The sequence below is a fragment of the Pseudomonas sp. Mn2068 genome (assembly GCF_049319725.1).
GTDB classification, from domain to species: Bacteria; Pseudomonadota; Gammaproteobacteria; order Pseudomonadales; family Pseudomonadaceae; genus Aquipseudomonas; species Aquipseudomonas gingeri.
Genome location: NZ_JBMOUG010000019.1, coordinates 77535 through 90457 on the forward strand (window position 1 = coordinate 77535; position 12923 = coordinate 90457).

11 protein-coding genes are annotated in these 12923 nt (G+C 65.1%); 4 read left to right on the top strand and 7 right to left on the bottom strand.

Annotated elements, in window-relative coordinates:
• Nucleotides 1-62 precede the first annotated feature (62 nt).
• Entirely contained in the window at nucleotides 63-587 is a 525-nt protein-coding gene (locus ACL9RJ_RS29670) for a DUF962 domain-containing protein (protein WP_422765917.1), read from the bottom strand.
• 86 nt (nucleotides 588-673) lie between these two features.
• Here ACL9RJ_RS29670 and ACL9RJ_RS29675 point away from each other — a divergent pair, with 86 nt between their 5' ends.
• Nucleotides 674-1360: a Crp/Fnr family transcriptional regulator gene (locus ACL9RJ_RS29675; RefSeq protein ID WP_422765918.1), complete on the top strand. Its 687-nt coding sequence runs from the start codon at nucleotides 674-676 to the stop codon at nucleotides 1358-1360.
• A 162-nt stretch (nucleotides 1361-1522) separates the two neighbouring features.
• Here ACL9RJ_RS29675 and ACL9RJ_RS29680 read toward each other — a convergent pair whose 3' ends face one another.
• Nucleotides 1523-2527, bottom strand: a complete 1005-nt coding sequence (locus tag ACL9RJ_RS29680; RefSeq protein WP_017124740.1) for an AraC family transcriptional regulator — start codon at nucleotides 2525-2527, stop codon at nucleotides 1523-1525.
• A gap of 96 nt (nucleotides 2528-2623) precedes the next feature.
• On the opposite strand from ACL9RJ_RS29680, the gene ACL9RJ_RS29685 reads away from it, so the two are divergent.
• Complete coding sequence (locus tag ACL9RJ_RS29685) at nucleotides 2624-3697, top strand: fatty acid desaturase (protein ID WP_422765919.1); 1074 nt, start codon at nucleotides 2624-2626, stop codon at nucleotides 3695-3697.
• A gap of 122 nt (nucleotides 3698-3819) precedes the next feature.
• Here the strand turns inward: ACL9RJ_RS29685 and ACL9RJ_RS29690 are convergent, their stop codons facing one another.
• The 3 genes from ACL9RJ_RS29690 to ACL9RJ_RS29700 are packed head-to-tail and all read right to left on the bottom strand — an operon-like array spanning nucleotide 3820 to nucleotide 7854.
• Nucleotides 3820-5430, bottom strand: coding sequence for an arylsulfatase (locus ACL9RJ_RS29690; protein WP_422765920.1), 1611 nt, complete (start codon nucleotides 5428-5430; stop codon nucleotides 3820-3822).
• Between the two features lie 13 nt (nucleotides 5431-5443).
• Entirely contained in the window at nucleotides 5444-6259 is an 816-nt protein-coding gene (locus tag ACL9RJ_RS29695) for an ABC transporter ATP-binding protein (protein WP_017124736.1), read from the bottom strand.
• Nucleotides 6256-7854: an ABC transporter permease gene (locus ACL9RJ_RS29700; protein WP_422765921.1), complete on the bottom strand. Its 1599-nt coding sequence runs from the start codon at nucleotides 7852-7854 to the stop codon at nucleotides 6256-6258. The genes ACL9RJ_RS29695 and ACL9RJ_RS29700 overlap by 4 nt, the downstream gene beginning before the upstream one ends.
• A gap of 322 nt (nucleotides 7855-8176) precedes the next feature.
• On the opposite strand from ACL9RJ_RS29700, the gene ACL9RJ_RS29705 reads away from it, so the two are divergent.
• On the top strand, nucleotides 8177-9202 hold the full coding sequence (locus ACL9RJ_RS29705) for an ABC transporter substrate-binding protein (protein WP_103032479.1): 1026 nt from the start codon (nucleotides 8177-8179) through the stop codon (nucleotides 9200-9202).
• Nucleotides 9203-9237: 35 nt separating this feature from the next.
• On the opposite strand, the gene ACL9RJ_RS29710 is transcribed toward ACL9RJ_RS29705, so the two are convergent.
• On the bottom strand, nucleotides 9238-10158 hold the full coding sequence (locus ACL9RJ_RS29710) for a LysR family transcriptional regulator (protein ID WP_103032478.1): 921 nt from the start codon (nucleotides 10156-10158) through the stop codon (nucleotides 9238-9240).
• A gap of 183 nt (nucleotides 10159-10341) precedes the next feature.
• On the opposite strand from ACL9RJ_RS29710, the gene ACL9RJ_RS29715 reads away from it, so the two are divergent.
• Complete coding sequence (locus tag ACL9RJ_RS29715; RefSeq protein WP_422765922.1) at nucleotides 10342-11247, top strand: TauD/TfdA dioxygenase family protein; 906 nt, start codon at nucleotides 10342-10344, stop codon at nucleotides 11245-11247.
• 60 nt (nucleotides 11248-11307) lie between these two features.
• On the opposite strand, the gene ACL9RJ_RS29720 is transcribed toward ACL9RJ_RS29715, so the two are convergent.
• Nucleotides 11308-12912 carry an alkaline phosphatase family protein gene (locus ACL9RJ_RS29720; RefSeq protein ID WP_422765923.1) on the bottom strand — a complete coding sequence of 535 codons (1605 nt, stop codon included), beginning with the start codon at nucleotides 12910-12912 and terminating at the stop codon, nucleotides 11308-11310.
• Between the last annotated feature and the right edge of the window lie 11 nt (nucleotides 12913-12923).

Sequence of the window (12923 nt, forward strand, 5' to 3'; positions counted from 1 at the left end):
TGGTCTGGGCGGCACTCCGACGAAGAGGCCGAAGAGGCCGAAGAAGCCCTTGCAGGCCCCCCTCAAACGGCCGCCCGCTTCTCCCGCAACCGCACCCCCCCCGCCCGCGCTTCGATCTCATGCTTGAGCGCCTTGCGCAGTCCCAGCAGGAACGCCAGTTCCGCCACCACGAACAGCGGTCCGACGATCAATCCGCTCAGGTCGTCGACAAACGCCGGCTTGCGCCCTTCGTAGTAATGCCCGACGAACTGGATCGCCCAGCCGAGCACGAACAGGCCGACGCCGCTGCTCAACCAGACCATCGTGCCCTGTGCGGCCAGTATCTGGCCTAGCCAAACGGATAGGCCGAGCAGCACCGTCATCAGCAGTCCGAGGGCCACTTCCAGGCGCAGGTAGAACCACGCCGAGACCACCGCCAAAAGTACCGCCGGGGTCAGCCAGAGCCCGGCCACCGGCCATCCTGGCCGTGACAGCAAGACGGCGACGGCGACCACGATCAGCGGAATCCCGATGAAGTGGCTGGCGATATTGCGCGGATCACGGTGGTATGCCGCGTATTGACTGAGATGCTCGACGAGGTTTTTCATTGTTATTCCTCCTGTGGGGTGATGGGATCATGCCCCAACCGGAAAATTTGCACTGTCGGCTAGACGACAATCGTTTTGGAGATCTCATGGACGTATCTGCCTGGCGCTCGCGCCTGCTGACGGGCCACTGGTTCAGCAATCTGCCTGCTCACTTGCAGGATAGCTTGCTGGCCGCGGCCAAGGGGCGGCGCCTGACGCCGGGTCAGCGCCTGTTCAAGCGCGGCGATCCGCCGTGCGGCCTGTATGCGGTTCTCGAAGGTTCGGTACGGGTTGGTGCCGTCAGCGAAAAAGGCAAGGAAGCGCTGCTCAGCCTGATCGAACTGCCGTACTGGTTCGGCGAGATTTCCCTGTTCGACGGCCTGCCCCGGACCCACAATGCCTATGCCGTTGGTCATACGATTCTTCTGCAAGTGCCGCAGAGTGTCCTGCTGGAACTGCTGGAAGAGCACCCGGAATACTGGCGGCAGTTCGCGTTGCTGATGAGCCAGAAGCTGCGCCTGACCTTTATCGGCCTGGAGCAGTTGAGCCTGATGCCGGCCCCGGCGCGCCTGGCGCATCGGCTGTTGCAGATCGCCGAAGGCTACGGCGAACTCAATCACTCGCGACAACTGATCCCGCTGGCCCAGGACCAGCTGGCGTCGATGCTGTCGCTATCACGCCAGACCACCAACCAGATTCTCCAGGGCCTGCAGGACGAGGGCATCGTCCACCTCAGCTACGGGGAAATCGAGATTCTCGACCTGGAACGCCTGCGGGCGGCGGCCAGCAACTGACCGGTGGGAGCCGGTCGTACACAGGCGTCATGTACGCCCCGAACCGTGGGAGCCGGCTTGCTGGCGATAGCATCGCTGCGGTGTGACTGATAGACCGAGGTGCTCGGATCGCCAGCAAGCCGGCTCCTACAGTGCCCCGTGTGTTCGTTCCTTCGGGGGCCTTCAGCGCAGTCCGTCGCGGAACTGCCCCGGGGTGATGCCGGTCCAGCGCTTGAACGCCCGGCTGAAGCTGCTGGTGTCGGCAAAACCGAGCAGGTAGCTGACCTCGCTCAATGAGCACTGCGGGTCGCGCAGGTGCAGCAGCGCCAGGTTTTCCCGGCATTCGTTGAGCAGCGTGTCGTAGCGGCAACCCTCGTCGGCCAGGTGCCGTTGCAGGCTGCGCAGGCTCAGGTGCAGGGCCTGGGCGATGCGTTCGGCCGACGGTTCGCCTTCCGGCAACTGCGCCTCGATGGCCTGGCGTACCTTGCGCTCCCAGGTCAGCGGCTTGAGTTGTGCCAGGGTGCGATTGAGCACCGCTTCGTTGTGCTCGGCCAGTTCCGGGTTGGCGTCGTCCAGATGGCTGTCGAAGTCGGCGCAGGCGAACTCCAGGCGATCTTCCGCGGCGGCGAAGAACACCGGCGCGCGGAACACCGTGTGCCAGGGTTTCGGATCGGCCGGCTCGGGTCGCCGCAAGTACACCGCCAGCGGCGCGTATTCGCGGCCCAGGCGGTTGCGGCAGGTGCGCACGTAGATCGCGGCGAAGGCGTCGATGGCCTCTGGCGCCGGTGCCGGGCTGTCCTTGGGCACCTGCAGGCGAAAACGGTAGCGCTCGCCCTCGCGGCTCAGTTCCAGCTCGAGGGCATCGCTGACCACCTGGTGATAGCGCACGATCCGTTCGAACACCTCGCGCAGGCTGCCACTGGCGACCAGGGCATAACCGAGGGCGTGGAAGGTGGTCGGGCTGACGAAACGCGAGACCCGCAGGCCGATCGCCGGGTCGCCGCTGGCCGTCACCGCCAGTTGCCACAGGCGCGTGGTGGCCGACAACGGGTAGCGGGCGTTGGGATCGTCCATCAACTGCGGGTCGAGCCCGGCCTCGCGGCACAGGGCGGCGCTGTCGAGGCCGAGGGCGTCGAGCTGCTTGCGCAGGGCGCGGGTCCAGCTGGAAAGCGAAGTCGGTTCGGGCATGTTGGCGCATCCGGTCAACAGGTTGGCGTTCGCGGCTACTACGTTGGGCGACGGCGCGGCGCAGGATGCGAACATCAATAACCAGAGGATGGAATCATGGATGGTGTTTGCGCAAGTCCCGAGCGCCTGAATGCACAACAACGCAGCGCGCATATTCGTGAAGTGGTCATGGCCCGGGGCGTCGAACTGCGCCGGCGCTACCCGCTGCTGAACCACCAGGACGCCCTTGGCGCGGGCATCCTGGCCTTTGCCCTGGCCGGCATGGTCGGCTCGGCGGCGCTCTACATGGAGGGTTACCTGGCCTGGTGGGCATGCCTGTTGCTGAACGCGTTCCTGGCCTCACTGACCCATGAGCTGGAGCACGACCTGATCCACAGCATGTACTTCCGCAAGCAGCGGCTGCCCCACAATCTGATGCTGGCGCTGGTCTGGCTGGCGCGGCCGAGCACCATCAACCCGTGGGTCCGCCGGCACCTGCACCTCAACCACCACAAGGTGTCCGGCACCGAGGCCGACATGGAAGAGCGGGCGATCACCAATGGCGAGCCCTGGGGACTGGCGCGGCTGCTGATGGTGGGCGACAACATGATGTCGGCGCTGATCCGCATGTCCCGGGCGAAGACCTGGGCCCATCGGCGCAGCATTCTCAAGCGGGTGTTCCTGGTCTATGCACCGCTGGCCTTGCTGCACTGGGGGGCCTGGTATGTATTCCTCGGCTTCCACGGCGCCAATGGCCTCGCCGGCCTGCTGGGAGCGTCGATCGACTGGTCGGCCGATACCCTGGCGGTGATGCGGGTGATCGATATCGCGGTGGTGGTGCTGATCGGGCCGAACGTATTGCGCACCTTCTGCCTGCATTTCATCAGCTCGAACATGCACTACTACGGCGACGTCGAGCCGGGCAACGTGATCCAGCAGACCCAGGTGCTCAATCCCTGGTGGCTGTGGCCGTTGCAGGCGTTCTGCTTCAATTTCGGCAGCACCCACGGGATTCATCATTTCGTGGTCAAGGAACCCTTCTATATCCGCCAGATGACCGCGCCGGTGGCGCACAGGGTGATGGCCGAGATGGGCGTGCGCTTCAACGATTTCGGCACGTTCGGCCGGGCGAACCGGTTTGCCACGCAGGAACAGCGGAGCCCGCAGGCGGCGCGTACGGCACAGGGGTAGGCGGAAATACAGCCCGTGATGCTCTGCGCCACAAAAAGCGGACGCAGAGCGTCCAATGAGGCGTTCCCACGCGGAGCGTGGGAACGATCATCGGGCGGGCTCCTACAGGTTTCGCTCTTGTCTCAATCCGGCTGGAACGGCGACGAACTGAGGATCACCCCGGTTTCCTCGACATAGCGCTGCCAATGCCCGATCAGGGCGTCGAGCTTGTCCGGCAGGGCCTGGGCCAGGTCATGAATTTCCCCGGGGTCGACGCTCAGGTCATACAGTTGCCAGGTCGCCGGCCCCACGGGGCCGGGGATATACACCGCCTTCCAGTGTCCCTGGCGAATCGCCCGCCGGCCGAACAGCTCCCAGCCGGTGACCGTGTGTTCGTCATGCACCTGCGCCGTCTCGCCCGAGAGGAAGCCCAGCCACGACTTGCCGCGCAACGGCGCCACGTCCTTGCCGCGCCAGCGCTTGCCCGGATGGCGCACGCCGGCCAGGTCGAGAATGGTCGGGGTGATATCCATCACCGTCGAAAAGCCATGGCTGATCTGCCCCGGCCGGGTCAGCGCCGGATAGTGCAGCAGCGCCGGCACGCGGATCCCGCCTTCGGTGGTGAAGGCCTTGAACAGCCGGGACGGCGCCGTCGCCGCCTGGGCCCAGGCCGGGCCGTACCAGACGTAGGAATTGGCCCGGCCGATATTCGCCAGGCTGTTGTCGTAGTGCTGGTTCAGGTAGCTCAGCAGTTCCGGGCCGAACTTGGGAAAGGCCTCCAGCAGTGCACCCTCGGCGCCGTTATCGGACATGAACAGGATAAAGGTGTTGTCCAGCAGGCCCTGGTTGCGCAGGTAATTCACCACCCGGCCGATATTCCAGTCCATCCGCTCGACCATCGCCGCATAGACCTCCATGGCCCGTGCGGACACCTGGCGCTGTTCCTCGCTCAGGGCCGCCCATTCGGTGTTCAGGCCCAGCAGCGGATGCGGCTCCACCTCCGTGTCGATCAGTCCCAGTTGCCTGAGCTTTTCCAGGCGTTCCAGGCGCAGCACCTCCGGCCCGGCGTCATAGCGGCCCTTGTACCGGGCGACCACTTCGGCCGGTGCCTGCAACGGCCAGTGCGGCGCGGAAAACGGCAGGTAGGCGAAGAACGGCCGGGTCTGGTCGCGCTCCTTGAGGTATTGCAGCAGCTTGTCGCCAAAGGCATCGGAGGAATAGAAGTCCTCTGGCAGTTGCTCGACGAAACGGTCGTCCTCGATGTACAGCGCCGGAGTCGACTTGAGCAGTCCCGGCGTACGCTCGTCGTAGCTCGGCTCGAAGCCGTAATGGTTGGCGGCGCCGGGCAACAGCGAGAAAGAACGCTCGAAACCACGGGCATGGGGCGCCAGCTCGGCGGTCAGGCCCAGGTGCCATTTGCCGCTCATCAGGGTCTGGTAACCGGCGTCGCGCAGCAGTTCGGGCAAGGCCACCACGCGGTCGTTGAGATAGCCCTCGTAGCCCGGCTTGCCGATCAGCTCCGGGGTCAGCGCCTCGGCCATGGTGCCGATCCCGGCGATATGGTGATCGGTGCCGGTCAGCAGCATCGAACGGGTCGGCGAACAGGTCGGCGCGGTGTGAAAATCGGTCAGGCGCAGGCCGCCATGGGCCAGTGCGTCGAGGTTCGGCGTGGCGATCTCGCCGCCGAAGGCACCGATATCGGAGAAGCCGAGGTCGTCGGCCAGGATCACCAGGAAATTCGGGCGTTGCGCCATGTCGGGGTTCCTCTCAGCAGGCAATGAAGGTCAGGGGCAGGTCGCGTATCTGCTCGGGAGCTGGCGGCTGGTAGTGGTCGTCGCTGGTGAGCTCGTGGAGCAGTTCCTCGCGCAACTGGTGAAAGTCGAAGCTGCTGCGCTGGCGCGGATGGGGCAGGGCGACTTCGACCACCTGCTTGATCCGTCCAGGACGCGGTTCCATCACCACCACCCGGTCGGCCAGGAAAATCGCTTCCTCGACATCGTGGGTGACCAGCAGCGTGGTGATCTTCGCCCGGGCCCGGATGGCCAGCAGCTCGTCCTGCATCTGCTGGCGGGTCAGGGCGTCGAGGGCACCGAAAGGTTCGTCCAGCAGCAGGATGCGCGGGCTGGCCACCAGGCCGCGGGCAATCGCCACGCGCTGGGCCATGCCGCCGGAGAGCTGGTGCGGGTAGGCGCGGGTGAAATCGCCGAGCCCCACCAGCTGGATGAAATCGTCGATGCGGCGTTGGCGCTCGGCGCTGCCCAGCGGCTCGTTGACCAGGCCCAGGCCGATGTTTTGCGCGACCGTCAGCCAGGGAAACAGCCGGTGTTCCTGGAACACGATGCCGCGTTCGCTGCCGATGCCCGCGATTGCCTGGCCGTCGACGCGGATCTCGCCGCGAAAGGCCGTGTCCAGGCCGATCAGCAGGCGCAGCAAGGTGGATTTGCCGCAACCGCTGGAGCCGACGATGGCGACGAATTCGCCTTCGGCGATATCCAGGCTGAATTCATCGATGGCCTGCAGTTCGGCGCCGTCGACGTCGAAGGATTTGCCGACCTGGTTGAAGCTGACAATCGGTGCGTTCATGCGTGTCTCCAGCGGGTGGCGCGGGTTTCGAGGCGTTGGCCGAGCAGGTTGATCAGGGCGCCGGTGAGACCGACCAGGAGCATGCCGGCCATGATCACGTCCATGCGCAGCAGCTGTTGGGCGCCGATCATCACCGCGCCGATACCGCCGTTGGACGGCATGAAGTATTCGGCGCCGAGGGTGCCGAGCCAGGCGTAGATCAGGCTCAGGCGCAGCCCGGCGAAAATCCCCGGGGCGGCACCGGGCAACACCAGCTTGCGCAGGCGTTGCCAGAGGTTCAGGCGCAGGACCCGGGCGGCTTCGCTCAGTTGCGGCGACAGGTTGGCGACGCTGCGCTGTGTGGCGATAAACAACGGGAAGAAGGCGGCCAGGGCGACGAACACCGCCTTGGCCAGTTCGCCCAGGCCGAACCAGGCGGTGAGCAGCGGCACCCAGGCGAAAATCGCGATCTGGCGCAGGGCCGACAGGCTCGGGCTGAGCAGGCGCTCGCCGGTTTTCGACAGGCCCAGCAGCAAGCCGAGGCCAAAGCCCAGGGACCCGCCGAGGAGCAGGCCGGCCAGGGTGCGTTTCAGGCTCAGGCCCAGGCTGGCGGGCAGGCTGTTGTCGAGTATCCCGCTCCAGAGGCTGTGCAGCACCGCCAAGGGGCTGACCAGGATGTTCGCGTCGATCCACTGCTGGTCGCTCGCGCCTTGCCAGAGCACCAGCAGCATCAGCGGCAGTGCCCAGGGTTGCAGGCGTTGCCAGCCCTGATACCGCGGGCCACGGGGAATCTGGGCGGTGGCCGGGTGTGGCCAATGCACCAGGCGCCGGTCGAGCAGGGCGATGCCCCGGTCCATCAGCACGCCGAGCACACCGATGACCAGGATGCAGACAAAGACGATATCCAGCATGAACAGTTGCCGGGCATAGACCATCAGGTAGCCGATACCCTCGCTGGAGGCCAGCAGTTCCACGGCCAGCAGCGAGGTCCAGCCGGCGGCCAGCGCCAGGCGCAGGCCGGCCATGAACGCCGGCAGCGCGGCGGGCAGGATCAGCCGGCGGACCAGCAGGTACGGCGGCAGGCGCAGGACCGCCGCGGCCTCGCGCAGCCTCGGCTGGGCATCGCGTACACCGATCAGGGTATGCAGGGTCACCGGCACCACGACGGCCTTGATCAGCACCACCAGCTTGAGCATTTCGCCGATGCCGAAAAACACCATGAACAGCGGAATCCAGGCCAGGGTCGGGATCTGCGCGAGGGCGCTGAAGGTGGGGAACACCCAGCGCTCGGCGCGCCGGCTGAACCCCAGCAAGCCACCCAGCAGGGCGCCGATACCGACCCCGGCGAGCAGACCGCGCAGCAGGCGCTGCAGGCTGATCCACAGGTGGCTCCACAATTCGCCGCCGGCCATGTCCAGGGCGCTTTGCCAGACCAGCGACGGCGGCGGCAGGATCTGCTCGCTCATCCACCGCTCACGGCTGGCGATCCACCACAGGGCCGCCAGCGTCAGGGGCAGCAGCCAGGGCAATGCCCGCGGGCCGAGGCTCGGCCATGACCGCCGGTGTCCGGCGGGCGGGAGTGTCAGCGGCAGACTGAGGAGAGAAACACGGGCCATGGCAGACCTCCGTTGTCGGTGTTCCGGGCGATGCACGGCGCTGATTTGAATAAGCTCGTTTGTATATGCTTATTGGCTCTATAAAAAATCTTATCGATTCTATTGGGAGATAAGAAAAAGCCATTTAAGGCCCGTACAAGGCAAGCATCCAATGCATTCGAAGAATATTTTCGATGCGCTGCATGCATAGCGTGGTGGGAGCGGTGTTTCAGTGCTTATATTCTTTAAAGTTACTAAAATGTGAATTATTAGTATTTTATTGTTGATCAGGGCTGTGCCTACCTTCAGCGCCTCGAAGCCTGTCGCAAAGGAGCACCACCCCATGAAAACCCTGTTCAAAGGCGGCGTCGTCCGCCTGTTCGCCACCACCGCCCTGGCCGGCGTGCTGGGCTACCTGCCGCTCTCGGCCGAGGCGGCCGAGCTCAAGGAAATCCGCATTGCCGTGCCCGACCTGAGCGCCGGCACCGAACACAGCGGCGGCGGTGTGGTGGATGTGCTGCGCAGCCGGCAGATCTACGAAAAGGCCTTTGCCGACCAGGGCATCAAGGTGCAGTGGAATTTCTTCAAGGGCGCCGGCCCGGTGATCAATGAAGCCTTCGCCAACGGTCAGGTGGACTTCGCCTACCTGGGCGACCTGGCGGCGATCATCGGCAAGTCGAACGGGCTGGATACGCGGTTGCTGAGTGCCTCGGCGCGAGGGGTCAAGCAGTACCTGGGCGTGGTGCCCGGCTCGGGGATCAAGACCCTGGAGGACCTCAAGGGCAAGCGCGTGGCGGTATTCCGTGGCACCGCCAGCCAGCTTTCCTTCGATGCCGCGCTGGCCAGCCAGGGCTTGAGCGAGAAGGACTTCAAGGTCATCAACCTGGACTTCAGCGCGGCGGTGGCGGCCTTGGCGGCGAAGCAGATCGATGCGTCGTGGGGCAGTTCGAACCTGACGGCATTGCAGGCCAAGGGCCTGGCCGAATTGCCGGTGAACACCAAGGCGCTGGGCGGGGCCGGCAGCATCCAGAGCGTGCTGGTGGGTTCCGGGGCCTTTGTCGATGCCCACCCGGATGTGGTCGACAAGTTGCTCAAGGCCCAGCAGCAAGCCGTGGAATGGCTGACCGAGGATGGCAACAAGGATGCCTATGTCCAACTGGTCTCGGGACTGGCCAGTTATCCATCGGTGATTCTCCAGCAGGACCTGAAGGACGAGAAACTCAGCGAGATTTTCCCTTCGCAACTGGACCCGGTGTTCCTTGGCAAACTGCAGGATTCGGTGGATCTGGCGGTCCAGCAGAAGCTGATCCGCAAGCCGTTCAAGGTGACCGACTGGGTGGCGCCGAACCTGGCGGCGGCAGGGTTGTGATCGGTCGCGCCTGAGGGCTTGCCCGCGAAGAGGCCCTAAACGGCGACGCGATCTTCCTGGCTGTCCACCGCCACCAGCGTCTCGATCATCGCCCGCGCCGCCGGCGACAGCCGGAAGCCGGTGCGGCTGACGATCCCGCAGCGGGCGTTCATGCTCTCGATGTTCTGCGGCAGGTTGCGCCAGTGCAGCAGTACCAGCGAGCCTTGGGCCACATCTTCGACGAACGCCTCATGGGTGCCGACGCCGATCGCATTGGACTGGCGGACGATCTTCACCAGCGCCGGGAAATGCTCGGTCTCGATATTCGGCGAAAAATCCGTGCGCCCGCTGAGGTTCGCCAGCAGCTTGCGGATGCCCGGCGGGATCAGCGTGGTCGCCAGCGGATAGTCGAACATGTCGTTGGTCGACAGGCTTTCCTTGGCCAGCAACGGATGCCCGGGGCGGCAGAAGAATACGCCGCGCCTGGGCGTCAGTGCCTGGGTCTGGAAGTTCGGGTCGGCCTCGAAATGGCGGATGTCGGCGATAAAGAATTCGATCTCCTCGCGGCTCAGGCTGCGACTGAGCTTTTCCCAGTTATCCACCTGGAACCGGGTGCGCACTTTCGGGTGGGCGTTGATAAATCGCGCCACCGCTTCCGGCACCAGTTTCACCGCCGGCGCGGGGCCGCAACCGAAGCGCAGTTCGCCGGCGTCGAGCTTGGTCATCTGGGTCACTTCAGCGCTCAGCAGCGCCGCGCCCTGGACCAGGGTCAGGGCATGTTGCAACACCACCTGGCCTTCGGGCGTCGGGCGCAGGTCCTTGTTGCCGCGGTCCACCAGCACACAGCCGAACTCCTGTTCCAGCCCCTGGATACTGCGGCTGAAGGCTGGCTGGGTGATGCCCATGGCGTCTGCCGCGCGGACAAAACTGCGGTGTTCGTTGAGGGCGATGAAATAGCGCAGTTGGCGAAGATCCATATGCTTTCCCGGCATCCGAAAAATAGCTCGAAGGCATTTGCGACGAGTGAGGCTTGAGGTTTTAAATGCAAGCTCTTATTCCGTCAACGAAGCATGTGAATATCTATTAGACCTAAATTGAATATAGATAGAGCGTTGTTTCGCTGCGGCTCAAACCGTAAGCAGTCCGACGAGGGTTCACCCATGAGCAATGCCGCACTTGCTGTAAAACCCGCTGTGCACACCCTGGAGATCCATCCGGTGGCCGGTCGTATCGGCGCCGAGATCCGTGGCGTAGAGCTTTCCGGCGCCCTGGAGGCGGACGTCATCGAGGCGATCCAGCAGGCACTGGTGCAGTACAAGGTGATTTTCTTCCGCGGCCAGACCCACCTCGATGACCAGAGTCAGGAGGCCTTTTCGCACTTGCTCGGCGAGCCGGTGGCGCATCCGACGGTGCCGGTGCGCGACGGCACGCGTTACCTGCTGGAGCTGGACGGCGCGCAGGGCCAGCGGGCCAACTCCTGGCACACCGACGTGACCTTCGTCGACGCCTATCCGAAGGCCTCGATCCTGCGTTCGGTGCTGGCGCCGACCTCCGGTGGCGACACCGTCTGGGCGAATACGGCGGCGGCCTACGAGGAGTTGCCGGCGGAACTGCGCGAGCTGGCGGACAAGCTCTGGGCGGTGCACAGCAACGAATACGACTACGCCGGCTCGCGGCCGAATGTCTCGGCGGAAAAGCTCGAGCGCTACCGCCAGGTCTTCACCTCGACGGTGTACGAGACCGAGCATCCGGTGGTGCGGGTGCATCCCATCAGCGGCGAGAGGAGCCTGTTGCTGGGGCACTTCGTCAAGCGCATCAAGGGCTATTCGCTGGCGGATTCGGCGCACCTGTTCAACCTGTTGCAGAGCCATGTGACCCGCCTGGAAAACACTGTGCGCTGGCGCTGGCAGAGCGGCGATGTGGCGATCTGGGATAACCGTTCGACCCAGCATTATGCGGTGGACGACTATGGCACCCAGGAACGGATCGTGCGGCGGGTGACGCTCAGGGGCGAAGTGCCGGTGGGTGTGCATGCGCAGCGCAGCCAGACGCTCAAGGGGGCTTGAGTATCGCGGTGACAGGACCGCCGCCTTCGCGGGCTTGCCCGCGAAGAGGCCCTGGAGGTTTTACCAGACGCCGATCTGCACCACCTTTTCCGCTTCCGGTTCGCCATACCGAAAGCGCTGGCCGCGCAGGTCGATCTCCTCGTGGCTGATGGTGGTCCGGCGCTTCAGGCCGCGCAGCCAGTCGAGCAGATAGCCCAGGTGCTCTTCACGCACCGTCGCGAATGCCGGATCGGCCCCCAGGTCGCGCAGTTCCTGGGGGTCTTCCTGGAGGTCGAACAACTGCGGTCGGAAGCCGTCATACGCCAGGTACTTCCAGCGCTCGCTGCGCACCATGGTCATCCGGCAACGATCGATCGCCTGCCCCAGGCGTTCCCGCGCCGGGGCCTGGAACGCGTAGTCGTATTCGGCGATGGCATAGCGGCGCCAGTGCGGTTGTCCGCCATGCAGCAACGGCACCAGCGAACGGCCTTCCAGCCGGTGTTCCGCGGTCGGCAGGCCCAGCGCGTCGAGAAAGGTCGGCAGCGCGTCGATGGTTTCCACCAGGCGTGCATCCACCGTGCCGCGCGTGCTGTCCGCCGCTGTCCGTGGGTCGCGCACGATCAGTGGCACGCCGACCGCTTGCTCCAGCAGGAACTCCTTTTCCCCGAGAAAATGATCGCCGAGAAAATCGCCGTGATCGCTGGTGAACACGATCAGCGTGTCATCCCAGCGGCCGCTGCTTTCGAGCACGTCGAACAGTCGCCCGAGCTGGTCATCCACCTGTCTGATCAGGCCCATGTAGGTCGGCACCACATTCAACCGCACTTCGTCCCGGGAGAAATTCAGGCTTTCCTCGTGCTGGCGGAAAGCGTTGTAGACCGGGTGATCACTGGCCTCGCCCGGCTCGGCACGCACCGCCGGCACCACCTGCTCGCGCCCGTACAGGGCGTGATAGGGCGCAGGGGCGAGGTAGGGCCAATGCGGCTTGATATACGACAGGTGCAGGCACCACGGCTGTTCGCCCTGCTGGTTGATGAAGTCGATGGCGCGGTCGGTGGTGTACGCCGTCTCCGAGTGCTGCTGCGGGATCCGTGCGGGCAGATGGGCGTGGCGCATTTTCCAGCCGCTGAGGATTTCGCCGTCGCTGCCTTCGGCGGCGTTGGCCCAGTCATGCCAGGGGTTGCTGCCGCCATAACCGAGGTCGCGCAGGTAGTGGGTGTAGGGGGCCGACTCGCGCTTGTCGGCGAACAGCGGGCTGTCGGGGTAGATGCCGTCGTGCCGCATCCAGGCTTCGAAGCCGACTTCGTTCAGCGGCTCGGCCCGGGCGCTGTCGGGGTCGATGGCCAGCCGCTGCAGGGCGTCGAGATTGGGCGTGGCGTGGGTCTTGCCGACCAGGGCGGTGCGGATGCCGTGGGGGCGCAGATAGTCGCCGATGGTCAGCTCTTCCAGGGGCAGCGGCACGGCGTTCCAGGCCACCTGGTGGCTGCTGACATAGCGTCCGGTATAGGCCGACATCCGCGACGGTCCGCAGATGGTGCCCTGGGTATAGGCGCGGCTGAAGCGCACGCCGGCGGCGGCCAGGCGGTCGATGTTCGGCGTCTGCAGATGGGGGTGGCCGTAGCAGGACAGGTAGTCGCGACGCAGCTGGTCGCACATGATGTAGAGCACGTTGCGCACGTGGGGCATGGGAGTTCACC